Here is a 23751-nt window from a genome sequence, read left to right as displayed (position 1 = left end):
TTTTATGGAGGGTGGAAATATGAAAAAAAAGATGCCGGTTTTTGTATTATCAACGGTAGCAATGAGCATGATTTTAGGGGCATGTAGTTATCAAAAAGATGAACAATCGCAAGCGAACGCAAAAGGGGATAGCGGGAAGAGCGGTGCGAAGCAAGTTATTAACTTAATTGAAACGCAAGAAATTCCAACGATGGATCCAGCATTATCAGCTGATGCAGTTTCTTCAAGAGTAATGACTAATACGATGGAAGGCTTATACAGTTTAGGAAAAGATGATAAGCTAGTTCCAGGTGTAGCGAAGGAATTCAAAAAGTCAGAAGACGGTAAAAAATATACATTTAAATTACGTGAAGACGCAAAATGGTCAAATGGTGAGCCTGTGACGGCGAAAGATTTCGTGTACGCATGGCAAAGAGCGATTAACCCAGACACAGCTGCGAAATCAGCGTACATTATGTATGATATAAAAAATGCAGAGAAAATTAATAAAAAAGAGATGAGTCCAGACCAATTAGGCGTAAAAGCAATTGATGACTATACATTAGAAGTGGAATTAGACAATTCAATTCCATATCTTGTAGATTTAATGGTATATCCAATCTTCTATCCTGTGAATGAAAAGTTTGTAAAAGAGCAGGGGACGAAGTTTGGTTTAGAAGCAAATACAACACTATATAATGGACCGTTTACACTAAGTGATTGGCAACATGAACGTAGCTTTAAAATGACAAAGAGCCCATCTTATTGGGAAAATAAAGAAGTGAAGATTGAGGAAGTAAACTTTAATATTGTAAAAGATACGTCTACGCCAATCAATTTATATGAAACAAACGCAGTCGATCGAGCGACGTTATTAGCAGAGTTCATCGATAAATATAAAGGAAAACCAGATTTCCAAACAGTAGAAGATACATCTGTATTCTTCCTTCGTTTAAATCAAAAAGATCCAGCGTTAGCAAATAAAAATATTCGTAAAGCAATTTCTCTTGCTTTTGAACGTAAGCCGTTTGTTGACACGCTATTAAATAACGGTTCTAAGCCAGCGACAGGATTAATTCCTGATAACTTCATTAAAGGACCGGATAAAAAGGACTTCCGTGCTGTAAATGGAGATATTGTAAAACCAAACGTGAAAGAAGCGAAGAAGTATTGGGAAGCTGGTAAAAAAGAGCTTGGTAAAAATGAAATCGAATTAGAGCTATTAAATGAAGACGTTGAATTATCGAAGAAAACTGGTGAATATTTAAAAGGTGAGTTAGAAAAGAATTTACCAGGTTTAACAGTGAAAATTAAACAACAACCATTTGCACAAAAACTAAAATTAGAAGATGCGGGCGATTACGTCATGTCATTCTCTGGATGGAGTGCAGACTTCCCAGATCCAGTTACATACCTTGATATGTTTGTAACGGACGGATCACAAAATAAAATGAAATATTCTAATCCGAAATATGATGAGATTATCATGAAAGCGAAGAAAGATGGAAGCGATGTAAATGCTCGTTGGAAAAACTTACTAGAAGCAGAGAAAATGTTACTTGATGATGCTGCGATTGTTCCAGTATATCAACGTGGTAGAGCATACTTACAAAGAGATTCAATTAAAAATATGTACAACCATAAATATGGTGGCGATTTAAGCTTTAAATGGGCGTCAGTAGAGAAATAAGAAAAAAGCAGGTGATTACCTGCTTTTTTTTAATACGTACGTTTCTTATAAATACCTTTCCCACCAACTTGGTTCCATCCGGATTGTACATCCAAACTTTTGTTAACAAACTTCATTTTTTCTTTTCCGCCAAAGAGTTTTTCACCGATGCTATTTGAAATGACACCAATCAATGCTGTGATTCCGATGATGAGGGCAGCAACAGTAACAAAATCAATAAAAAAAGCAATCATTTGCAAATTCCCCCTTTGCCTGTCTGTATTTTTATTGTATGAGATAAAAGATAAAAAAGAAAGAAATGTCAGAAAAATATTTGGTTTACTTTAGAAATCGTGTAGACAGGAGGGAGAATGTTTGTTAAAATAAGAACAAATGTTCCTTTTGATTCTCATTTATATAGTCTTACATTTCTTAATTGATTTATCAAGAAAAAGTAAGAAAACGTTCTCTTTTTTTTAGGTGAAATTATAGATAAATAACTATATATTATATGAAAAATCAATGGGAAGTGAGTATTAAAAGGTTTGAAGGTCATTGTTAAAGTACAGCTAAAGTGAGCGTAATCATGTTACATAGCAGTGGAATACGCGGAAGAGTTTTCTCAACTAGTAGGAAATTTACTGTATATTTCTTGCAAAATCTATTGTATAATGATTATAGAAGTTACTTATTAAAAGTAATTGTTGTTTATTATAAGTTGTTGCTTACATGAAATGCGATTTTTGTACTTTGTTATAAGACAAGTTATCGCGAAAAATTACTGAAGTTAGAATTTTAAACTGTAATTAGTACAGAATTTGTACTCTTTAAGGAGAGTGAGCTTTGTATGGTAACATTATATAGTTCTCCAAGCTGTACGTCTTGTAGAAAGGCGAAATTATGGCTAGAGGAAAATCATATTCCTTATACAGAACGTAATATTTTCTCAGATCCATTAACGATTGAGGAAATTAAAGAGATTTTACGTATGACAGAAAGCGGAACAGATGAGATTATTTCTACTCGTTCGAAAGTTTTCCAAGAATTAAATGTAAACTTAGAGTCTTTACCACTTCAAGATTTATATAAGATGATTCGTGACTATCCAGGGATTTTACGTCGTCCAATTATGATTGACGAGAAGCGTCTTCAAGTAGGTTACAATGAAGATGAAATCCGTCGTTTCTTACCACGTACAGTAAGAACGTTCCAATTACGTGAAGCACAACGTCTTGTAAATTAATTATAATAATATGAAAACCTTCTACCTATTATATAGTAGAAGGTTTTTTTTATTGTTTCACATTTCGTATGCGAACTTGTTGAACGATAATACCGATGCATAGAACAGTGAAAATGAACAAGAAAGGAATGCTTGTAGTGAAACTTGGGTTGTTATGAAAAAAGGTTGCAAGTCTGTCTTCGTGTGTAATCATCTTTCCAGCTGTATAGGCGAGTATCGCTGCTCCGCAATAAATGAGAAGTGGAAAGCGTTCCATAAGGATTAAAATAAGTTTGCTGCCCCAAATAATAATCGGAATAGAAATGAGTAACCCGATTATGACGAGTAATAATCTTCCGTGAGCCGCACCTGCAATAGCGATGACATTGTCAAACCCCATAACGAGATCCGCGAATACAATTGTACGCACAGCTTGGAATAAAGTTGTTTTCCCTTGAATAGAAGAAAGATCGTTGCTATTATCAGTTAATAAATTTACTGCAATGAATGTAAGTAAAACGCCGCCGATAAGCTGTAAAAATGGAATGTCGAGTAAGTAGACAGCTATTATTGTAAGAAGAATTCGTAGCACAATTGCTAAAAGAGTACCGATCAAAATGGCTTTATTTCGTTTTGCTTCAGGTAAATTCCGGCTAGCTAATGCAATGACAATTGCATTGTCACCACCTAATACAACATCAATACCGACAATCATTAGTACAGATGTTAAAAACTCTAAGTCCATTCGTCTGCCTCCATTTATGATGTTTTAATAAGCGAAATATATGTATGTGATGAAGAAAGTGGGAACTAAATAATCTCCTCTAATAGAAGTCTCACTTTATTACAGTGTACGGGGGAATATAGAAATGTATGTCCAAATTTTTCGTGTGTAAAGAATTGTCATAATGATATATTTATGTAGACAATCGAATAAAGATAGGCATATAACTATTTTTGTAAAATAAATCGATTTTATTTCCCTTCTGGAGAATCTTATCATAAAATGAGAGTACAAGAATCTATTGATTTGTCATATGAGTGGGGGATCCCTTCATAACAATTCTAAACAGGAAGGGAGAGTTGTATTTTGGAAATTGAAAGAATTAACGATCATACAATGAAGTTTTTTATTACGTACATTGATATAGAGGACAGAGGGTTTAATCGTGAAGAAATTTGGTATGACCGCGAACGTAGTGAAGAGCTCTTTTGGGAGATGATGGACGAAGCTCGTGATCATGATGACTTCTTTATTGATGGACCGTTATGGATTCAAGTGCAAGCAGTCGATAAAGGGATTGAAGTACTTGTCACGAAAGCCGAGCTCTCAAAGGATGGACAAAAGCTAGAGCTACCGATAGGTGTAGACAAAATTATAGACATTCCTTTAGATGAGGGTATCGAGTCATTATTCCAGCAAGAATTAGTGGAAGAGGTAGAAGAACAAACAGGAACAAACTTTAATGAAGATGGTACGTTTGGCTTTTTAATTAAGTTTAATGATTTTGAAGATGTTATTTCATTAAGTCATCGTCTTATCTTTGAAGATATAAAAGATGAGCTGTATTCATTTGATGACCGCTATTATGTATATGTGGAATTCGATGAAGTGCTACATGATGAAGAAGAAATTGATCGTATTTTAAGTATTATTTTAGAATATGGAGAAGAATCAACTTTAACAATTCATCGTGTGAGTGAGTATGGGAAACAAATTGTGAAAGAGCGTGCGCTTGAAACAATTCGCAATAATTTTCCTGCTAAAACGTAGGCCGATTTCTGTAGTATGAAATCGGCTTTTTATATGAAGAATAGGAAAGCTTTCTTAGTAAGGAGGTAAGAGATGAAAAATACGTTAAAGTTGATTTTCTTTGTTCTACTATTGTTCGCATTATTTGTTTCGTTACGTATGTTTATTGATGTAGCATTTTATTCGGATGTAATTGGGATAAAAGATGTTTCGATTTTAGGTATTATTAGTATTTTATTTACGGTATCTGCATTTTTAATTGGCTGCGTTATTTTCTTAGAAAACCGTCACCCGTCTAAAACACTTACATGGCTCATTGTGTTAGGTATTTTTCCGGTATTTGGATTCTTCGCATATTTATTATTTGGACAAAACTTTCGGAGAAAGAGAATGTTCCAAAAGAAGGCGTTACTGGATGAACAGGCGTTTTTACAATATAAGGGGCATGAAGATTATGAAGAACGGATGTTACGTAATCATAAGCATCAAGAGCTGTTATTTCGTTTAGCGGACCGCTTAGGTGCTTTAAATATTTCATTTCAAACGGAAACGAGAACATTAACAAATGGGGATGAAACGTTTCAGGCCATTTTAGATGGATTAAAACGAGCGAAACACCACATTCATATGGAATATTACATTGTGCGTGATGATAAGCTTGGAACAGAAATTAAAGATATTTTAATACAAAAATCAAAAGAAGGCGTAGTCGTTCGGTTTTTATATGATGCGGTTGGAAGTTTTAGGTTATCGAATTCGTATATTGAAGAATTAAATGACGCAGGTGTCGAAATGATTCCGTTCTTTCCTGTGCGCTTTCCAATTTTAAACGATAAGATTAATTATCGAAACCACCGGAAAATCGTTGTTATTGATGGAAATGAAGGGTTTGTAGGTGGGTTAAATATTGGAGATGAATATTTAGGGAAGGATAAATATTTCGGTTTTTGGCGAGACACACATTTATATTTGCGTGGTGAGGCTGTTCAAAGTTTACAGCTTATTTTCCTTCAAGATTGGTTTTATATGACTGGTGAGGCAGTGCTGGCTCCAGAATATTTACAGGCAAAAGCAGTTGAAGGTGATCATTGGGGCGGAGTTCAGCTAATTGCAGGTGGACCAGATAATAAATGGGAAACGATTAAACATTTATATTTTGCAATGATCTCTTCTGCTCGGAAATCTATTTGGATTGCAACACCGTATTTCATTCCGGATGATGATATTTTATCTGCATTAAAGGTAGCGGCACTTGCTGGTATTGATGTTCGTTTATTAATGCCGAGTAAGCCTGATAAGCGCACTGTCTTTTATGCATCAAGATCATATTTCCCTGAGCTTTTAGATGCAGGAGTAAAGATATATGAATACGAAAAAGGTTTTCTTCATAGTAAAGTTGTCATCGTTGATTCTGATTTAGCTTCAATTGGGACAGCAAATATGGATATGAGAAGTTTTCATTTGAACTTTGAAGTGAATGCCTTTTTATATGATACAGATAGCATTCGAAAACTCGTTCAAGACTTTAAAGATGATTTAGAAGAATCAAGTGAAATTCATGTCGATCGTTTTCATAAAAGACGTCTTCATAGACGAATTGTTGAATCGACATATCGATTATTATCACCTTTATTATAAAAAGAGATGTCCGAAATTGGGACATCTCTTTTTTAAAAGGGATTTGTAATAAATTGTAGAATATAAGGAGCTGAAAGGGTGTGATTATAATGTTTATCGCTAAAAGAGAAAACGGAGAGAAAATTCATCTACTCTATAATCGAAATGAAGAGCTTTTACAACGTATGCGTAAAAGGGAGCGTTTCTTTTGTATAGCTTGTGGAAAGGAAGTGCAAATGAAATTAGGGAAACAAAAAAGTTGGCATTTTGCTCATAAGAAAGTGGAGTCATGCCTTGCTTTTTATGAAGCAGAATCTATATATCATATGCACGGTAAAGAATTGCTATATAGATGGTTGAAACGTCAAAATTTCCATGTGGATATAGAGCGTTACCTTCCAAAAATCCAGCAAAGACCAGATATTTTCGTAGAGAGAGCAGGTAGGGAAATTGCGATTGAATATCAATGCGCCAATCTCTCCATAGAACAACTTTCTAAACGAACATACTCGTATTGGCAAGCGGGCATTCAGGTCATCTGGATCATTGGTGGAAATCAATTAAAAAAGCAAGCTGCATATTGGATGGAATTTTCCTCACTTCTGGCTTTCTCCTTACAATCTTATCCTCAGCCATTTCTCATTTTCTTCTGTCCGAAACAAAAATCATTTATGAAATGTGCCTTTATCACTCCGTTTTCTACAAACGTCTCTTTCTCACATATTATGTATTTACCAAACGATACAACTACTTTTGAATTACTCTTTTCCCCTGTTCCTTTCCGGAAAGAAATATTAGGACAGGAATGGAAGAAGCGAAAGGACTACTTTCGGCAAAATGCCCTGTCTATTTGGAATTATAATCATAAGTCACTATTACGCCTCTTATATCAATTTAAATGTACTCCAGCGAGCTTTCCTTCTGAAATTGGTGTGCCACTCCCGTCTTCATTTGCTTTTCAAACAAATCCATTTACATGGCAAGCATTTCTATACATGAAGTGTATAGAAAAGCTTGCGGTAGGGAATTGTATTTCCCTTCAATATGTGTGTAGTTATGTAAAAAAATATACGAAAAGGCGCTTACTTCCGTACTTTTCACAACATATATGGAAAGTAGCGGTTACTGAATATATGACTTTTTTATGTTTTGTAGGCGTGTTGCGTAAAGTAGGAACTTATACGTACCGAAAAATGAGGAATATAGTTATGTTACAGACGGAGGAGGAAGTTAGGAAATATGATGAGATTTGCCTAACTTATGCGCTATCTCTATTTGAGACAAAGTTCAACATGGGAGAAGAAAAAGGGGATATAATAAAGAATGAACGTGAAGGAATTACATAAGAAAAACAGAATTGTACTTAAGTAGAGATATTTAAAGGAGGGCTTACAGAATGTCTGAACAAAATAAAGCAAAAACATTACCAGATCGCAATGAGATTGAAGAAGCAAGTACGTGGCGATTAGAAGATATTTTCCAAACAGATGCAGAATGGGAAAAAGAATTTCAAGCGATTAAAGAGTTACTACCGCAGTTAACTGAATTTAAAGGGAAGCTTGGTGACTCTGCGAACAACTTACTTGAGGCACTGCAATATGAAGATGAAATTTCAATGCGACTAGGTAAGCTATATACATATGCTCATATGCGTTACGATCAAGATACAACAAACTCTGTGTATCAAGCTTTAAATGATCGTGCGACGAATTTATATTCACAAGTATCTAGTAGCACAGCGTATATCGTACCTGAAATTTTATCTATTTCAGAAGATACACTGCAAGCATTTTTAAAAGAAAATAGAGACTTAAGTGTATATGAACATGCATTAGAAGAAATTACACGTCAACGTCCACACGTATTATCTGAGGCTGAGGAAGCTTTATTAGCGGAAGCATCTGAAGTAATGAGTTCATCAAGTAATACATTTGGTATGTTGAATAATGCGGATTTGAAATTCCCGTCTATTAAAGGCGAGGACGGAGAAGAAATAGAAATTACGCATGGTCGTTACATTCAGTTTTTAGAAAGTGATGATCGTCGTGTTCGCGAAGATGCATTCAAAGCTGTATTTGAAACGTATGGGAAATTTAAGAACACATTTGCAAGTACGTTAAGCGGAGCGGTGAAACGTAATAATTTCAATGCACGTATTCGTAAATATGACTCTGCTCGCCAAGCTGCATTGAGCAATAATAATATTCCTGAAGCAGTTTACGATCAACTCGTTGAAACGGTAAATGATCACTTACATTTATTGCACCGTTACATCGATATTCGAAAGCGTGCGCTAGGACTTGATGAACTTCATATGTACGATTTATATACACCACTTGTACAAGAAGTGAAAATGAATGTGAAATATGAAGAAGCACAAGACATGTTATTAAAATCTTTAAACGTACTTGGTGATGAGTATGTTGAAATTTTGAAAGAAGCATATGAAAATCGCTGGGTAGATGTGTATGAGAATAAAGGAAAACGAAGCGGAGCATATTCATCTGGTGCATACGGAACAAATCCTTATATTTTAATGAACTGGCATGATAATGTAAATAATTTATTTACACTTGCTCATGAGTTTGGTCATTCTGTGCATAGTTATTACACAAGAAAGACACAGCCGCACGTATACGGTGATTATTCAATCTTCGTTGCAGAGGTAGCGTCAACTTGTAATGAAGCGCTTCTAAATGATTATTTATTAAAAACGACAGAAGATAAAAAAGAGCGCCTATATTTATTAAATCATTATTTAGAAGGATTCCGTGGTACTGTATTCCGTCAAACGATGTTCGCAGAGTTTGAGCATATTATTCATAAGAAAGTACAAGAAGGACATGCTGTTACGCCAGATATGTTAACGGAGATCTACTACGATTTAAATAAGAAATATTTCGGTGACGCTTTAGTAATCGACGAAGAAATTGGGTTAGAATGGTCTCGCATTCCGCACTTCTACTACAACTATTACGTATATCAATATGCAACAGGATTTAGTGCAGCAACGGCTCTATCTAAACAGATTTTAGAAGAAGGGCAACCAGCGGTAGAACGTTACATTAATGAATTCTTAAAAGCAGGAAGCTCTGATTATCCAATTGAAGTGCTGAAAAAAGCAGGAGTTGATATGGCATCTCCTGAACCAGTGAAAGAGGCACTACAAGTATTTGAAGAGAAATTAAATGAATTAGAAGCGTTATTATTTGAAGAAAAGTAATGAGAAAAGACGAGGGATTTTATCCTCGTCTTTTTTGTTTAAAAATACAATTTGTCGATATTTGTCGAAATGAAAATCGATTTTCCTTACTATTTCTAAATTTGAAGACAGTTTTATAGTTAATTTTTGAATTCAAAATCCTTTAAATCGTTTTCTATGGTTGAAATAAGAGAGAGCGATGACGATGACTCCGAATAAAAGAGGAAAGGCGATAATTTTAGGAAAAGCTTGTAATAGAGAGAGAATGTACAAGAAAAAAGAAACAAGGACACATGAAAAAATTAGTAAAATATAGGATTTCTTTATGAAAAACACCTCCTAAAGGGCTTTTATATAGCTTATTCAAAAATGAAAACGTTTAGAATGTGACAAAAGTGTGAAATTCGACAAAAGGGGTTGTCATCTGACGTCGAATCTTGTAATATAATAAGCGTGAACGAATTCACATACAAACATATACCCCTTTGTTTGAACGTGAAAATTTCTCCCATCCCCTTTAATATTTTTATAAGCCGTAAAGAAAAAGACCTGGTGTTTACACCAGGTCTTTTTCTATTGCTATCCATTTCCAATAACGCTCACATTTTACGTCAATCATTTGTACTTTGCGTTTCAGTTGTAATTTTTTTAGTTCGCGCTCGATCTCTTGTTGCGAGCAGTCATATATAAATGCTACTTCTTTTGAAGATATAAATTGCGTTGCTTCTAGTAACATTTCTAAAGGCGGTAATGGTTCTGGCTCGATTTCACATTTTACGAGCTCTTTTAATAATTGTACGTATACATCATAGGAATAAGTTCCAGCGATTTTAATGCCTTCTTCATCTGAGTTCGCATGAAAAAAGACGAGGGAAGGTATTTCTGTAATATGCATTTCATTTGTGAATTTTAAGTCACATTGGAAAGCTTTTTTTGCGCTGGCGGAATGTAGATCTTTTTTAAATTCTTCTACATCAATATTGCTATCTTTTGCACATGCAAGCAATAATTCGCAGTCAGGGTTTGATACATTTTCAAGGAAAATGTATTCTTGGAGTTTTCGCAAAAACTTCGAACCTGCTTTTCGGCCTTGTAACTCCGCTGCTTTAATTGCCATCGAAACTAAATATGGTGTTGATGATGCCTCTTGCATATGTACTTTTCCATCACATGAAAAACCTTGTAAACTTGTCGTCTTTTCCCACACAAATCGAATATTAGCAGGTTTATTCCATTTGTGTGAGGAAGCGTTCGTTCCGTCCACTTTTCCAGTTACAATATGACGAATAGAGAAGTATTTCCCGTATTCAAGCCATAGTTTAATAATAAAGGGTTCAATTTCCCAGCAATCTTTACAAAGTGGATCAATAAATAAATATGCTTCTACAGACTTATGCTCACATGCGGAAGGAGATGGCATATTGATATGCTTTGCTTCCTGTTTATCCATTATATTTCACCTGTTTCGTTTGGAGTATTAACCATATGCTGAGCAGTTAATGCTAAACGTTCAAAAACGAACTCTCTTATATGACCGTGTACTCCTGTGTCATCCATTGCTTGCTCCATACATGATAGCCAAGCCTCTGCTCGTTTTGGCGTAATCTCAAACGGAAGATGGCGTGCTCTTAACATAGGATGACCATGTTCTTCAGTGTACAAATTAGGACCACCTAAATATTGTGTTAAAAATTGTTTTTGCTTCCTAGCTGTTTCTGTTAAATCATCCGGGAAGATGGGAGATAAGTCAGGGTGTTTACTGACATAGGAATAAAATGTGTCTACTAATATTGCAATGCATTGTTCACCGCCAATTGCTTCAAATGGTGTCATCGGTTGCTTGCTCATCCTTTATAAACTCCTTTTTCCATGAAATGTATATCTATTGTAGCAATGGAATGTTCGAGAGGGCAAATAAACAGCCTTCCTAACATTCTTTGCTTCTTCTACAGGTGTAAATGAACCTTTTACTTTTTAAGAAGTGAGATGTATCCACTAGTAGAACGGATTCACTAGTGGAATTTTCACTTTAGCGTGCTTTGTTTTGTTTGGCAAGGAAAAAGCGTTTTACTTTGTTATTTGTATGGCGAACTGGTACGTTATGCTGTGTTAACAAATGAATAAATGCAGCTTTTCCTGTTTCTTCGTCTTGCACTTCATATTCAATTTCATAATCATCGTGATTGTAATAGAAACTATGATCAAAGACAAGCGTTCCGCCTTCAAATAATGTTTCAGCTCTTTCAGTTGTTAAACTGCCCATATAAGTTAAAGCGGAAACAGGAATTTGTAATTTGTGTAGTTGGTCTACTACAGCACCTTGAATGATTGTGTTTGTTTCCATCATCATTTTTGCTTCGGCCTCGGTTACAACTTGATGCGTTTCTAACAAGCCGATTTCTGCAGGTTGTTTTAACGTTAATGTATAAGTTTCCCCTTTATGACGAATACGAAGTGCAGAACCAGCTTCTTTTAATGAAAAGTCGGGCGTTTCAAAGTAGTGATTCACTTGTTTCGTGAAAGCTTCAATAGAAAAAGATTTGCATAATGATTGGAATTCTTCTTCTGTAACGATATTTTTAAATTCAATTTCAATTTCTTGTGTCATTGTATGCGCTCCTTTTGAAAAATAATTCTTTACACATTATCGCTTTTTCACAAATTTGGTTCAATGTTTTATTTGTTTGCGTCCATGTTATGATACAATAATACTGTTAAGTAAGACAGGAAGTTGAGATGGAGGAGTTCGAGCATGCAAAATAAAATTCAAGTAAAGAGCGTAGAAATGAGAGAGAATGCGCTTATTTTTTGTGCGGAAAATACTGAAATAGAGGTAAAGGAGTTAAGTGCGCGTAATCACGTACTTGTAGACTCAGACAATTTATCATTTTTATATATCTTAGAAAACGAATCATCTTTCATATATGTAAGTATTCCGCATACATGCTGGGAAGCGATGCGTGAAGCAATGAATAAAGATACAGCGATGTTTATTCAAGTGAATGATGTTGAAATGGAATTAGAAGGTTTAAAAGAAGAAGTAGAATATTTAGTTGAAAATATTGAAGGTAATGCAAATTACGGAGAAGAACTAGTAACTGCTGTAGAAAAAGTATTTCTATAAGCAAATGGATTGATTTTGGTGGTGGTTGAAATGAATCGAAATTGGGAAGAATTTTTAGCACCTTACCATCAAGCGGTGGCAGAGCTGAAAGTGAAACTAAAAGGAATGCGTACTCAATTTGCAATGTTAACAGAGCATTCTCCAATTGAGTTTGTAACAGGAAGGGTAAAGTCGGTTGCAAGTATCATTGATAAAGCGGAGAAGAGAAATGTACCGCTAGACCGGCTCAGAGAAGATATGCAGGATATCGCGGGCCTTCGAATGATGTGTCAATTTGTTGATGAGATTAAGCCTGTTGTAGAATATCTCCGAAAACGAAATGACTTTGAAATCGTGGAAGAGCGTGATTATGTTACGCAAAAGAAAGATAGCGGTTATCGCTCTTATCACGTTGTTATTAGTTATCCTGTTCAAACGATTCAAGGGGAACAAAAAGTATTGGTAGAAATCCAAATACGCACGCTAGCAATGAACTTTTGGGCAACGATTGAGCATTCTTTGAATTATAAATATAGTGGGCGTTTTCCTGAAGATATTAAAATACGCTTGCAACGTGCAGCGGAAGCGGCGTTTTTATTGGATGAAGAAATGTCTTCTATTCGTCTTGAAATTCAAGAAGCACAAAAGGCTTTTTCAAGAAAGCAAGAAACGAAAGATTCCGAATCATAAACTAAAGGGTGTTGGCGATGAAATTTACAATTATGTCAAAGGGAGATCAATCATCAGATACACTAGCAAGCACGATGAAAGAGTACTTGCTAGATTTTGGATTCATTATGGATGAAAAGGAACCCGATATTGTAATTTCTGTTGGGGGAGATGGAACGCTTTTATATGCGTTTCATCGTTATTATAATCGATTGGATGAAACAGCATTTGTTGGTGTACATACAGGGCATTTAGGTTTCTATGCAGATTGGTTACCGACAGAAGTAGAGAAATTAGTAATTGCGATTGCTAAAACGCCATTCCAAGTGGTGGAATATCCGCTTTTAGAAGTGATTATTCGCTATGTGAATGGAAGTAAAGAGTCACAGTATTTAGCGATGAATGAAGCGACTGTAAAAAGTGCAGAGGGCACATTAGTAACAGAAGTGGAAATACGGGGAGAGTACTTTGAAACATTCCGCGGGGATGGTCTATGTATCTCAACTCCTTCAGGAAGTACTGCCTATAATAAAGCACTTGGCGGTGCAATTATTCACCCTTCTATTGAAGCAATTCAAATTGCAGAAATGGCATCCATTAACAACCGTGTGTTTCGTACTGTAGGCTCGCCGCTTGTATTGCCGAAGCATCATACATGTGTGTTGAAGCCGGCTCCAGGGATGAACTTACAAATTACGGTGGACCATTTAACGATGGTTCATCAAGATGTGAAATCAATCCAGTATCGCGTTGCAAACGAGAAAGTGCGATTTGTTCGTTTCCGCCCGTTCCCATTCTGGAAACGTGTCCGTGACTCGTTTGTTGCAGATAAATAGAAGGGGTTTATATATTGAACAGATTTACATTGAAATGGGATATAGAGTCAGCTGAAGAGGGAACTTTAGTTAGAGAATTTTTGAAAACAAAAGGGATTTCTAAAGCTGCTTTAACGGATATAAAATTTCATGGCGGAGCCATTGAAGTAAATGGTCAATATGCAAGCGTTCGTCATCAACTACAAGCGGGCGAACAGTTACGTGTTTTTTTTCCAGTGGAAGAAAGAAGTGAAGGGATGATTGCGGAAGATATCCCACTATGCATTGTATATGAAGATGATGCAGTTCTTGTCATCAATAAAGAAGCGAACATGTCAACGATTCCGTCTAGAGAACATCCAGAGGGAAGTGTTGCTAACGCGCTTTTGTCTTATTATGATAAGCAGCATCTTGCCAGTACGGTGCACATTGTAACAAGGTTGGATCGTGATACGTCAGGACTCATGCTTATTGCAAAAAATCGTTTCGTACATCATCTTTTATCGAAACAACATCAACAAAAAGCTGTGAAACGAACGTATGAAGCAATTGTTCATGGAGAGATGATAAAACGTGAAGGAACGATTGATGCACCGATTGGTAGAAAATCAGATAGCATCATTGAACGAACAGTTTGTGAGGATGGACAGAGGGCAGTTACTCATTTTAGAGTGATTCATAGCTCCTCGCAAAAGACGCATGTATCTCTTGAACTTGAGACAGGAAGAACGCATCAAATCCGCGTGCATATGGCTCATATGGGACATCCGTTACTTGGTGATGACTTATATGGAGGAAGAAGGGATGAAATGAAACGACAAGCACTTCACAGTACATCTTTGGCGTTTTATCATCCTATTTTAGAAAAGGAAATGTCTTTTGCTACGACGATTCCAAGCGATATGCAGCAGTTATTAATGCACGCTTAAAAAGGGACCAAAATTCTTATGTAATGAAGAATTTTGGTCCCTTTTTTCTTAGCGGAATAATATTAAAATTTGATTATCATCCGTACGCTTAATAACGAAAAATCCACTTTCAGCTTTTGTAGCAATGCCGTCATCATTTGGACGACAATATCCATGCGGTTCGCAAGTGCCATCATCACGTACTAACATTTGTCCAATTAATCCGACAGGAAGCCAACCAGAACGGTCTTTTCTTGCTATATATTTGCAAGCTGGATCCCATTCTGTATTTAAAAGTGGTTGTATTTCTTGTGTTTCTGTACGTACATATTGACGCTTTCCAAAGTTATCTGTTTTATAGCGCTTTTGCCAACTTAAAGCACCACTATTTCCTATAATAGCGGGGGTTGCACTAGATATTCCTAAAATGAAAGAATCGTTTGAAGTAGCTATCCGAATTTTTTCTTCGCTACTAAATGTAACGAAATAACCGACATCAATAGCTTTATGGTCCGCGGTTTCAAACATTTGTGCAAAATCCGTTCCGCCTGCATTGTAAGAAGCACCCTCAATGTACATTTCTCCATTATGAGCAAGCCATTTAGCACCGATATTATGATCGGTATCGTTTGTTCCATTTGCAATAAACCAAGAATAGGCTTCTTCGGCCGTGCCGAATCGTCCCATAATATGGCTTCCTGCAAAATGAGCTGTTGATGTATGATTACCTTCCGCATGAGAAGAGAATCCATTAGCGATAGTTGCGGTTCCTTCTGCGTGTGCTGCTTCGCCTAAAGCAATCGTATGTTTACCTTCCGCGTGAGAATAAGAGCCGCCTGCTGTCGTTTCACTTCCTTCACTATGCGAACTATGTCCAGTTGCTTTTGTTTTCGATCCTTCTGCATGGGAGCAAGTTGCTTTTGCGTGTGTAAGAAGTCCTTCTGCATGTGAAACTGTACCCTCTGCATGAGAGTGAAGCCCCTCTGCATGTGAATATCGGCCTTCTTTTTTTACTTTCGTATTTTCAGGTGCAGGAGTCTGAATTATGATCGTTTTTTCTGTTTGTATATTATTTGATGGAGTTAATGCTTCTTTTATTTTTTTTACTTGGTTTATAATATCGGTTGGAATTTCTGGTTGTATTTTTTTATTTATTGCTACAGGAATGTTCTCTTCCGTATTTTCCTGTTTTTCTTCAGAATGCAGTATTTGTTCATCGTGATGAGAGAGATGTTTATTTTTTTGTTGCATCTTTACTTTTCTACGATTGATTATGCGACTCATTACAGCATTTTCTAAAGAGACATATTTTGTTTTAGCTTTGCTCTTTTTTGATGACTCTTGTTCTTCTAGTTCTTCTATAGCTGCAGCTCGAATGCCGCACCAGTTGTTAATTCCATACATGGGCTGATATAAAGGGTGGAATTTTCTTTTTTGTTTAGAAGATTTTTTCTTCATTCTGTCACCTCCTGCGACATTATATGTCGTGCAATTAAAAAAAGATGCACTTTATTGCATCTTTTTTTAATTGCTTTACCTAGATTTATATAGGATACATCTAGAAAATATGATAATCTCTCGTTATTCGTGAATTGTACGAAGTAGAGAGGATTATGAAATTGGGCGGAATTTCTCAGGGACAAAAGGAAGGGAAGAAGGGACAGAAACGGTCTCCATTTCAGGGTAACGTAATCCAGTTAGTTTACCTCCAAATACAGCGCCAGTATCGATATTGACTGTATGATTTACAAAACGAGGTTCTTTTACTGGTGTATGTCCATATATAATCCAAGCGTCGCCCTTATATTCTTTCGCCCAGTCGCGACGGACAGGAGAGCCATCATCATGTTTTTCACCTGTAATATCGCCATATAATACAAACGTTTGTACTTTTTTATCTTGCCTTCCGATGTAATCTTTCCGAATGCCAGCGTGACATACAATTAACCTTTTCTCATCGAGCACGTGATATAAAGGGGAATTTTCATAAAGGGTGATGAACTTTTCTTTTATGATTTGCTGTTTTTGAAAAGATAGTGCTTCGTATTCAGCAGCAGTTGTTTCAAGTCCGTGAGCGATTGTCACATTACGTCCGAGGAAAAATCGGTACAGCTTATTACAGTGATTTCCAGGAGCGTAATAAGCCTCTTTTTTATGTATGACAAGTTCCCATACAAGTTCAATCATATGTAATGAATGAGGGCCACGGTCTGTAATATCACCAACGAATGCCAGCTTTCGCTCGTCGGGATGAACTGGCATTCCACTATTCCATTTATATCCTAGTTTCGTCGTTAAGTTTTGAAACTCTTGGAAGCAGCCATGAATGTCACCTATAATGTCATATTTCATATGTAAACCTCCATCCTATTTTTCATTAGTATAACTAAAAAAGGATAGAGATAAAAATATCGTTTTTTGCACGATTTATTTAAACATAAAAACTTTCGTTCGTGAGCGAACGTTTAAAATAAATCCAATTGCAATCATGTATGTAAGCAACGAACTTCCTCCGTAGCTCATAAGGGGTAATGTGATTCCTGTAATAGGTAGTAATCCGATTGTCATCCCGATATTTTGAAATACTTGAAAAGTAAACATTCCGATTGTACCAGCGCAGATGTAACTACCGAAAGGGTCATTACTTTCTAAAGCGATATGAATCATGCGGAAAATAAGTAGGAAAAAAAGTGCAATAATGACACTTGCGCCTAAAAATCCGAATTGCTCAGCGACATTAGTGAAAATAAAATCTGTATGTGGTTCTGGAAAGTATACTTGTCCATTTTCCCAACCTTTTCCTTGCATTTCTCCTGATCCAGCAGCTAAAAAAGCTTGTCTTAATTGATAGCCTTGCGCGTCATATTCGTAAGGGGCCAGCCAACCATAGAAGCGGTTTAATTGGTATTCTTTTAAGATATACTCCTTAAAGAATTCTGTATGAGCAATATAAATATACGTTAAGGTAACACCTGCTGTGAAAATAACGGAGACTAATCCGAAAATAAAGCGCCAACGTATACCGGAAACTAGTATCATTGCTGCCAGCATCGCTGAAATTACCATTGTGTTTCCTAAATCAGGTTCTTTTGCAATAAGTAGTAGCGGTGGCAAACTCGTTGCGAATATTTTTCCGAGTAAGATAAAATCTTCACGAGGTGTTCGAAAAAAATATTTTTCGTTATGATTAGCTATAATTCGTCCAATGACGATAATTAAAAATAATTTCATAATTTCTGAAGGTTGAAAATTTCCGATGCCTGGGAGCCTGTACCAAGCGGTAGCCCCTTTAATTGTAACGGCACCTGGAACCTGAAGTTCTAGCCCGATAAGTAATATCATTGCAAAGCTATATAAATACCAAGCAATTTTTTGATACCGATCGAAATCGATAATCATAATAACACTAATAGCGACAAATCCAATGAAGTACCATTGTATTTGCTTGAGTGCAAAATTTACATTTTGTAAAAATGGTGGTAAAGAGGTTTGCGCACTTGCAATAGCAAAGCAACTAACAGTCCCAATGGCAAATAAAATGAATAGTAATACGTAGTCTATTTGATATTGAGAATTCGTATCTTTCACTGTATGTAATCCTTTCTATCGCCTAGTAAATATGTTGATGACGTCATTCTAAAAGTAATATAAGCAGACTGTCCATACATTTATTCCACTATTTATGTAAAGTCATACATAATAGGGAGGAATAGCTCCTCCCTTATGCAAAGCTATCGTGGATTTAGCTCTTTTATAATTATATTTAAACAACGAGAAAGACGTATATGTGCATCTGGAATGAGATTGGGGTATTGTTTATAAAACTCGAATGCACCCATACACCACTCATAGGCTTTGAGCAGACTAGTTCTATAATCATTGAAATCTTGTAAGAAACCATACTTTTTTGAGGTTAAAACGAGATGTGAAAAATCTTCAGATCCTTCAAGTAATTTATGGTGTACTTGCTGTCCATCATGAAAGCGAAAGGAACTTAAAGGTTCAGTGATATAAAATGCATCACCTTTTGAAAGTAAACCCATCCAAGAGGCCATATCAACACTACAACAATAGTTCCTTTCATTTAGAGTACCAAAAGGTTCTGTTAATAGTCGCCTTCGAAAGAGTACAGTCGTAGGTTCACCAATAATATTCTGTCCAGATAAAAGCATATGGTTTCCAAAATCTATCCCACTTAGCAGGGTATCTTCGCTATACAATCTATTTACAGCGGGATGGTTTTCAATTATATCTCCATTTTCATCAATCCAAGTGCGATATGATGTAATAAGTGCGAGTTTTTGATTTAAGTCTTGTTGGAAATAGAACATCATTTTCTCAATTTTATTACTATGGAATAAGTCATCGTCCATTAAGAAGTTTATGTATTCGCCACTAGACTGTTCTAAGAGCATGAGGTCATTATGGAATTGTCCTAAAGTAGTACTATTCCGGATATATGTTATATGGGAATGGTTTGGTAAGTATTTTTCATTCATTAATTTTTCAGTTTCATCATTCGTACTATCGTCTCCTACAATAACTTCAATGTTTGGATAAGTTTGTGCCAAAGCACTTTCTAAAGCGATTTTGAAATAATGTGGTCTATTATAGGTGGGAATAAGGATGGAAACAAGAGGTAGATTTTTTTCATTTGTCATACGTAACTTCCTTTCAGAAGCTTTTTTTTGTAAGAACAATATCTTGATAACTCGTATATTCATGTCGGCCGCACCATAAACCATAGTGTGGTTTATTCATTACCTCTAAGCCATATTTATTCAATAAAGCGCAAATATCTGTTTCAGGATAAGCAACTGCGAAATTAGGAATATCTTTATTTACGACATAACAATTTTCAATTTGATGATAAAATCCTAACGTACTTAGTCCTGCATTTAAATAATAGGATGACTCAGGGTTTATTAAAAAGAACGTAATAAAACATCTCCCGTCTTTTTTTAATACACGTGCAATCTCAGATACGTAATGTTCTAATTCTGTTGGGAGAAGGTGCGTAAATACAGAAGTTAAAAAGATGAAATCGAATGTCGCGTCTTCATATGGAAACTTATAGTGAGAGGCATCTTCTTTTCCTTCTGGATTGTAAAATTGATTGTATATGTCAACGTGTTCAAAATGAAAATTATTACGGGTAGTTGTAATATTATTTTTACACCAAGTGATACCTTCTTTAAACAAATCAAATCCATAATACGCTCCATCATCAGTTAAGTAATTCATTAATGGAACAGCCATTCGGCCGACGCCGCAGCCTACATCTAATACTTTTTCGTTTGACTTTAAAGCCCCAATTTGAATGAAATGCTTTAGGAATTCTTTACCGACCTTTTCAAAATCGCCACCTACATATTGGACGAGTTCAGGAGGGGGGAGTAATTTTATTTCTTTTTCAAGTTCGCTCATAAATACACTCCTTCCTTGTAGTAAAAAGGCAAACCAATACGGTATCCATATTATCTCGATATTTACAGACGAATCTCACCTCAAAACGAAGAGTATGGGGAAATTAAAGTTTTATTTGATAGCGAAAGAGGATAAGATGTGACCGCTTATTACATACAAGGAGATTCCTAAAACGGTTCATGTATTCAAGTATTAGATTAATAGGAATGGAACCTCCTTATAATCAAAATTTCTCTTATTCTTTTCGCCAATATACACCAAAGATATCAATTTTAGTAATAGGAGCTTTTAAGTTTCTTTGATTTCTAAAGTCCGTCACAGCTTCTGCACAAGCTGGTAGTCCATAGTCATCAATAATAATATAGCCACCTGTTGAAACTTTATCGTATAAGTTCACGAGACCATCCATCGTAGATTCATACATATCCCCATCAAGTCGTGCAATTGCAATCTTTTCTATTGGTGCTGTTGGTAAAGTATCTTTAAACCAGCCTTTTAAAAATTTTACTTGATCATTTAATAAATCATATTTTCTAAAGTTTCCTTGTACTTGTTCTAAAGAAACACGTAAATAATCGAATGTGTGTAAATAATCACCGTAGTCTTTCGGATATTGTTCTAAATTCGGTGCTGGCAAACCTTCAAATGAATCTGCAACCCAAATATTGCGATCCGTAATGTTATTGGCTTGTAAAAAGCCATTCATAAAAATGCAAGAACCTCCGCGCCATACACCTGTTTCGATAAAATCTCCTTCTATATTTTCACGAACAACGGTTTCCATTGCCTCATGTAACTGATTCATACGTTCTCGGCCAATCATACTATGTGCTGCTCTTGGCCAATCCAGTCCATCATGACGTTCACTTTTTGAAACATCTGGCTTTACAATTTTTAAGTTATGATTTTCGGCATATTGCTTAATGAATAAAGGGAGTGGTACGGTAACTGGCTCGAATTGAAGTTCTTTTGATATATGTAGAGATGCAGGTAAGTACTCCTCATATTCTAACCATATTTCAAATAAAATTGTTTTCTTTAGCAATTCGAGATAAAGCTGAACAGCAGATTTATTTTCCATATTTATGCCTCCTGCAAAATGTCATACAACAATATGATTATGTAGATAGTAAAGATTTCATGATTGAATTCGAAATAGAAAAAGCAGTAAAACCAATATCAGTTTTACTGCTAAGTAAAAGATTAAGCGATTTTCTCAATAATAATAGATGCACTTGTACCAAGAGCTAGAGATAACCCAAGTCCTGTAACAACAGCTTCAACCATTGATGGAGTTATTGTAATTTGTGTAATTGCCTGGATAACGAGAGGCGCTCCAACTGAGATTAAGCTTGTGCCTGCACCTGGTACATTAACGCCATTAACTTGAATTGCAAGGCTACCTAATACACTTACTAATGCAGTATATGCGATAACAGTAATCTTGTAGAATCCAGTTTCACTTATGATGAAAGTATCAGCGTCCAATTGAGAAATTGCAGTACCAAACTGAGATCCAACCGTGTTAAACGGTACAGGATCATTAATTCCAAGAGCTAAAGAAACTGTAGCAGAGTTAAATGCATACAATCCTGCTGGAAGTCCTAATCCAGATGGCCCAGTAGGCCCAGTAGGCCCAGTAGGTCCAGTTGGCCCAGTAGGCCCAGTAGGCCCAGTAGGTCCAGTCGCACCAGTGGATCCAGATGGCCCAGTAGGTCCAGTTACGCCAGTACCTCCAGTAGGCCCAGTAGGTCCAGTTGCACCAGTACCTCCAGTAGGCCCAGTAGGTCCAGTCGCGCCAGTTGTACCAGTGCCTCCAGTAGGCCCAGTAGGTCCAGTCGGCCCAGTAGGTCCAGTCGGCCCAGTAGGTCCAGTCGGCCCAGTAGGTCCAGTCGGCCCAGTAGGTCCAGTCGGCCCAGTAGGTCCAGTCGGTCCAGATGGCCCAGTAGGTACGGTCGGTCCAGTAGGTCCAGTAGGCCCAGTTGGCCCGGTTGGAAGTGTAAACGGTGGTATTGGTGGTAAAGTTGGACCTACAAGATTAGGATCAAATGCACTAGCTGATAATGATTCATCAGGATTTAAGCCATCTGAATAATTATTATTTGACATAAATTCACCTCCATAAAGCTTTCATTATATAGTAGATGCAAAATCGCAAGAAAATGACACGGACATTTGAATTATTGAAAAGAAATCTAAAATAACTTGAACAATATAAAAATGTGGAAAGTTTCGCGTTTGTATAACATATGATTGAGTTGGAAGAAGGTGATTATATTGAACAAGCAAGGCATTACAATTAGTTTATGTATGATAGTCCGAGATGAGGAAAAGACAATAGCTCGATGTTTGGATGGGATTGAAGAAATTGTTGATGAAATTGTAGTAGTTGATACAGGTTCTGTTGATCGAACGAAAGAAATTGTAGAGAAATACACTCCTAATATATATGATTTCCAGTGGATTGATGATTTTTCGGCGGCTAGAAATTTTGCTTTTTCAAAAGCGACGCAACAGTATATATTATGGCTAGATGCAGATGACGTATTATTAGAAGATGCTCAAGAAGCATTGAAACAATTAAAGGGCCAATTAGATTCTAATGTGGATGCTGTTTCGATGCCTTATCACCTCGTAATGGACTCTAACGGGAAGCCTTTATATTGCACAAGAAGGTATCGGCTTGTAAAGCGCGAAAAACAGTTTCAATGGTTTGGTAAAGTACATGAGTATTTAGCGGTTTCCGGTGAAATTTTTAATAGCAACATTGCTATTACACATAAAAAGGAAAAAGAAGTAACGGATCGTAATTTGAAAATTTTTCAAAATGCTGTAGCAGCTGGAGAAGAATTGAGTCCGAGAGATTTGTTTTATTATGCAAATGAATCTATGGATAATCAAAAATACAATGATGCGGTTCTTTTATATGAAACATTTCTGAATCAAGATGAAGGATGGTATGAAGAGAAAATCTATGCATGTGGTAAGTTAGGGGATTGTTATGCGAAGCTCGGACTGTGGGAGAAAGCAGTTGAGGCTTGTGCAAAATCGTTTCGGTACGATGTTCCTAGAGGAGAGAATTGTACAAGAATAGGATATATATATATGGATCAACAAAAGTATAATGAAGCGATATTTTGGTTTAAATTAGCAACGGAAGTGCCGCTGGCAAAGGATAGTCCGTTTCACAGTCCAGCTAGCTACACATGGCTTCCTTATTTACAAATGTGTATTTGCTACAGCAAGTTAGGGGAGCAAGACAAAGCTTATTATTACAATGAATTAGCAGCTTCTTATGTTCCGAATAATGCTGCAATCGAGTATAACCGTAAATATTTTCGAGGTGTTTTTGATAAACAATATAAGGTGTAATGCATGCTATTTTTA

Annotated in this window: 23 protein-coding genes; 11 read left to right on the top strand and 12 right to left on the bottom strand. The window is 36.1% G+C overall.

Translation table 11 applies throughout. The features are described 5' to 3' along the window. The first annotated feature begins 19 nt into the window (after nt 1-19). Complete coding sequence (locus A6J74_RS10945) at nt 20-1669, top strand: peptide ABC transporter substrate-binding protein (RefSeq protein ID WP_000728607.1); 1650 nt, start codon at nt 20-22, stop codon at nt 1667-1669. Nucleotides 1670-1698: 29 nt separating this feature from the next. On the opposite strand, the gene A6J74_RS10940 is transcribed toward A6J74_RS10945, so the two are convergent. After that, nucleotides 1699-1902: a hypothetical protein gene (locus tag A6J74_RS10940; RefSeq protein ID WP_000559975.1), complete on the bottom strand. Its 204-nt coding sequence runs from the start codon at nt 1900-1902 to the stop codon at nt 1699-1701. 593 nt (nt 1903-2495) lie between these two features. On the opposite strand from A6J74_RS10940, the gene spx reads away from it, so the two are divergent. Next, complete coding sequence (gene spx, locus A6J74_RS10930) at nt 2496-2891, top strand: transcriptional regulator Spx (protein WP_000258267.1); 396 nt, start codon at nt 2496-2498, stop codon at nt 2889-2891. Nucleotides 2892-2940: 49 nt separating this feature from the next. Here spx and A6J74_RS10925 read toward each other — a convergent pair whose 3' ends face one another. Continuing rightward, complete coding sequence (locus A6J74_RS10925; protein WP_000362596.1) at nt 2941-3615, bottom strand: TerC family protein; 675 nt, start codon at nt 3613-3615, stop codon at nt 2941-2943. 345 nt (nt 3616-3960) lie between these two features. On the opposite strand from A6J74_RS10925, the gene mecA reads away from it, so the two are divergent. From mecA to pepF, 4 genes are all read left to right on the top strand, one after another. Then, the gene (mecA, locus tag A6J74_RS10920) at nt 3961-4644 is read left to right on the top strand and encodes an adaptor protein MecA (protein WP_000402125.1); all 684 of its coding nucleotides are present in this window, start codon (nt 3961-3963) and stop codon (nt 4642-4644) included. Between the two features lie 72 nt (nt 4645-4716). Further along, complete coding sequence (locus A6J74_RS10915; protein WP_000799211.1) at nt 4717-6261, top strand: cardiolipin synthase; 1545 nt, start codon at nt 4717-4719, stop codon at nt 6259-6261. 80 nt (nt 6262-6341) lie between these two features. Further along, the gene (locus A6J74_RS10910; RefSeq protein WP_080609494.1) at nt 6342-7586 is read left to right on the top strand and encodes a competence protein CoiA; all 1245 of its coding nucleotides are present in this window, start codon (nt 6342-6344) and stop codon (nt 7584-7586) included. Nucleotides 7587-7636: 50 nt separating this feature from the next. After that, a complete protein-coding gene (pepF, locus tag A6J74_RS10905; RefSeq protein ID WP_000003362.1) occupies nt 7637-9463 on the top strand; it encodes an oligoendopeptidase F in 1827 nt (608 codons plus the stop codon). Nucleotides 9464-9998: 535 nt separating this feature from the next. Here pepF and A6J74_RS10895 read toward each other — a convergent pair. The 3 genes from A6J74_RS10895 to A6J74_RS10885 all read right to left on the bottom strand — a co-directional run bounded on the left by A6J74_RS10895 (nt 9999) and on the right by A6J74_RS10885 (nt 12050). Then, nucleotides 9999-10892: a ClpXP adapter SpxH family protein gene (locus tag A6J74_RS10895; RefSeq protein ID WP_000360648.1), complete on the bottom strand. Its 894-nt coding sequence runs from the start codon at nt 10890-10892 to the stop codon at nt 9999-10001. After that, complete coding sequence (locus A6J74_RS10890) at nt 10892-11290, bottom strand: globin domain-containing protein (protein ID WP_000043381.1); 399 nt, start codon at nt 11288-11290, stop codon at nt 10892-10894. The genes A6J74_RS10895 and A6J74_RS10890 overlap by 1 nt, the downstream gene beginning before the upstream one ends. A 181-nt stretch (nt 11291-11471) precedes the next feature. After that, nucleotides 11472-12050 carry a CYTH domain-containing protein gene (locus A6J74_RS10885; protein ID WP_000191111.1) on the bottom strand — a complete coding sequence of 193 codons (579 nt, stop codon included), beginning with the start codon at nt 12048-12050 and terminating at the stop codon, nt 11472-11474. A 144-nt stretch (nt 12051-12194) separates the two neighbouring features. Here A6J74_RS10885 and A6J74_RS10880 point away from each other — a divergent pair, with 144 nt between their 5' ends. Genes A6J74_RS10880 through A6J74_RS10865 form a run of 4 tightly spaced genes read left to right on the top strand, consistent with a single transcriptional unit; the run spans nt 12195 to nt 14958 of the window. Continuing rightward, entirely contained in the window at nt 12195-12566 is a 372-nt protein-coding gene (locus A6J74_RS10880; protein ID WP_001180013.1) for a UPF0738 family protein, read from the top strand. Between the two features lie 30 nt (nt 12567-12596). Next, nucleotides 12597-13235 (top strand): GTP diphosphokinase, encoded by a 639-nt coding sequence (yjbM, locus tag A6J74_RS10875; RefSeq protein ID WP_001081482.1) that lies wholly within the window; start codon nt 12597-12599, stop codon nt 13233-13235. Nucleotides 13236-13252: 17 nt separating this feature from the next. Then, entirely contained in the window at nt 13253-14050 is a 798-nt protein-coding gene (locus A6J74_RS10870; RefSeq protein WP_000673191.1) for an NAD kinase, read from the top strand. A gap of 14 nt (nt 14051-14064) precedes the next feature. Further along, nucleotides 14065-14958, top strand: a complete 894-nt coding sequence (locus A6J74_RS10865) for an RluA family pseudouridine synthase (RefSeq protein ID WP_001079115.1) — start codon at nt 14065-14067, stop codon at nt 14956-14958. Nucleotides 14959-15006: 48 nt separating this feature from the next. Here the strand turns inward: A6J74_RS10865 and A6J74_RS10860 are convergent, their stop codons facing one another. From A6J74_RS10860 to A6J74_RS10830, 7 genes are all read right to left on the bottom strand, one after another. Further along, nucleotides 15007-16395 carry a peptidase G2 autoproteolytic cleavage domain-containing protein gene (locus tag A6J74_RS10860; protein WP_000730504.1) on the bottom strand — a complete coding sequence of 463 codons (1389 nt, stop codon included), beginning with the start codon at nt 16393-16395 and terminating at the stop codon, nt 15007-15009. Between the two features lie 153 nt (nt 16396-16548). Then, nucleotides 16549-17289, bottom strand: a complete 741-nt coding sequence (gene prpE / locus A6J74_RS10855; protein ID WP_000872707.1) for a bis(5'-nucleosyl)-tetraphosphatase PrpE — start codon at nt 17287-17289, stop codon at nt 16549-16551. Between the two features lie 75 nt (nt 17290-17364). Continuing rightward, nucleotides 17365-18525: an FtsW/RodA/SpoVE family cell cycle protein gene (locus tag A6J74_RS10850; protein ID WP_000655680.1), complete on the bottom strand. Its 1161-nt coding sequence runs from the start codon at nt 18523-18525 to the stop codon at nt 17365-17367. 143 nt (nt 18526-18668) lie between these two features. Then, nucleotides 18669-19598, bottom strand: a complete 930-nt coding sequence (locus A6J74_RS10845; protein ID WP_002038165.1) for a glycosyltransferase family 2 protein — start codon at nt 19596-19598, stop codon at nt 18669-18671. Nucleotides 19599-19611: 13 nt separating this feature from the next. Next, entirely contained in the window at nt 19612-20364 is a 753-nt protein-coding gene (locus tag A6J74_RS10840) for a class I SAM-dependent methyltransferase (RefSeq protein ID WP_001292084.1), read from the bottom strand. A 235-nt stretch (nt 20365-20599) separates the two neighbouring features. Continuing rightward, nucleotides 20600-21445, bottom strand: coding sequence for a TylF/MycF family methyltransferase (locus A6J74_RS10835; protein WP_000428841.1), 846 nt, complete (start codon nt 21443-21445; stop codon nt 20600-20602). A 122-nt stretch (nt 21446-21567) separates the two neighbouring features. Next, nucleotides 21568-22473: a BclA C-terminal domain-containing protein gene (locus A6J74_RS10830; RefSeq protein ID WP_080609485.1), complete on the bottom strand. Its 906-nt coding sequence runs from the start codon at nt 22471-22473 to the stop codon at nt 21568-21570. Between the two features lie 165 nt (nt 22474-22638). Here A6J74_RS10830 and A6J74_RS10825 point away from each other — a divergent pair, with 165 nt between their 5' ends. Continuing rightward, a complete protein-coding gene (locus A6J74_RS10825; protein WP_033657385.1) occupies nt 22639-23736 on the top strand; it encodes a glycosyltransferase in 1098 nt (365 codons plus the stop codon). The last annotated feature ends 15 nt before the right edge of the window (nt 23737-23751 follow it).

Source organism: Bacillus sp. FDAARGOS_235 (assembly GCF_002073415.2).
GTDB lineage: Bacteria > Bacillota > Bacilli > Bacillales > Bacillaceae_G > Bacillus_A > Bacillus_A toyonensis.
Note: the sequence above shows the minus strand (reverse complement) of the source record. Positions and strands in the feature narration are given on the sequence as shown.

Coding starts and splice junctions, on each gene's coding strand:
- A6J74_RS10945 (WP_000728607.1), top strand. CDS start 20: ATGAAAAAAAAGATGCCGGTTTTTGTATTATCAACGGTAGCAATGAGC.
- A6J74_RS10940 (WP_000559975.1), bottom strand. CDS start 1,902: ATGATTGCTTTTTTTATTGATTTTGTTACTGTTGCTGCCCTCATCATC.
- spx (WP_000258267.1), top strand. CDS start 2,496: ATGGTAACATTATATAGTTCTCCAAGCTGTACGTCTTGTAGAAAGGCG.
- A6J74_RS10925 (WP_000362596.1), bottom strand. CDS start 3,615: ATGGACTTAGAGTTTTTAACATCTGTACTAATGATTGTCGGTATTGAT.
- A6J74_RS10915 (WP_000799211.1), top strand. CDS start 4,717: ATGAAAAATACGTTAAAGTTGATTTTCTTTGTTCTACTATTGTTCGCA.
- pepF (WP_000003362.1), top strand. CDS start 7,637: ATGTCTGAACAAAATAAAGCAAAAACATTACCAGATCGCAATGAGATT.
- A6J74_RS10895 (WP_000360648.1), bottom strand. CDS start 10,892: ATGGATAAACAGGAAGCAAAGCATATCAATATGCCATCTCCTTCCGCA.
- A6J74_RS10890 (WP_000043381.1), bottom strand. CDS start 11,290: ATGAGCAAGCAACCGATGACACCATTTGAAGCAATTGGCGGTGAACAA.
- A6J74_RS10885 (WP_000191111.1), bottom strand. CDS start 12,050: ATGACACAAGAAATTGAAATTGAATTTAAAAATATCGTTACAGAAGAA.
- A6J74_RS10880 (WP_001180013.1), top strand. CDS start 12,195: ATGCAAAATAAAATTCAAGTAAAGAGCGTAGAAATGAGAGAGAATGCG.
- yjbM (WP_001081482.1), top strand. CDS start 12,597: ATGAATCGAAATTGGGAAGAATTTTTAGCACCTTACCATCAAGCGGTG.
- A6J74_RS10870 (WP_000673191.1), top strand. CDS start 13,253: ATGAAATTTACAATTATGTCAAAGGGAGATCAATCATCAGATACACTA.
- A6J74_RS10860 (WP_000730504.1), bottom strand. CDS start 16,395: ATGAAGAAAAAATCTTCTAAACAAAAAAGAAAATTCCACCCTTTATAT.
- prpE (WP_000872707.1), bottom strand. CDS start 17,289: ATGAAATATGACATTATAGGTGACATTCATGGCTGCTTCCAAGAGTTT.
- A6J74_RS10845 (WP_002038165.1), bottom strand. CDS start 19,598: ATGACAAATGAAAAAAATCTACCTCTTGTTTCCATCCTTATTCCCACC.
- A6J74_RS10840 (WP_001292084.1), bottom strand. CDS start 20,364: ATGAGCGAACTTGAAAAAGAAATAAAATTACTCCCCCCTCCTGAACTC.
- A6J74_RS10835 (WP_000428841.1), bottom strand. CDS start 21,445: ATGGAAAATAAATCTGCTGTTCAGCTTTATCTCGAATTGCTAAAGAAA.
- A6J74_RS10830 (WP_080609485.1), bottom strand. CDS start 22,473: ATGTCAAATAATAATTATTCAGATGGCTTAAATCCTGATGAATCATTA.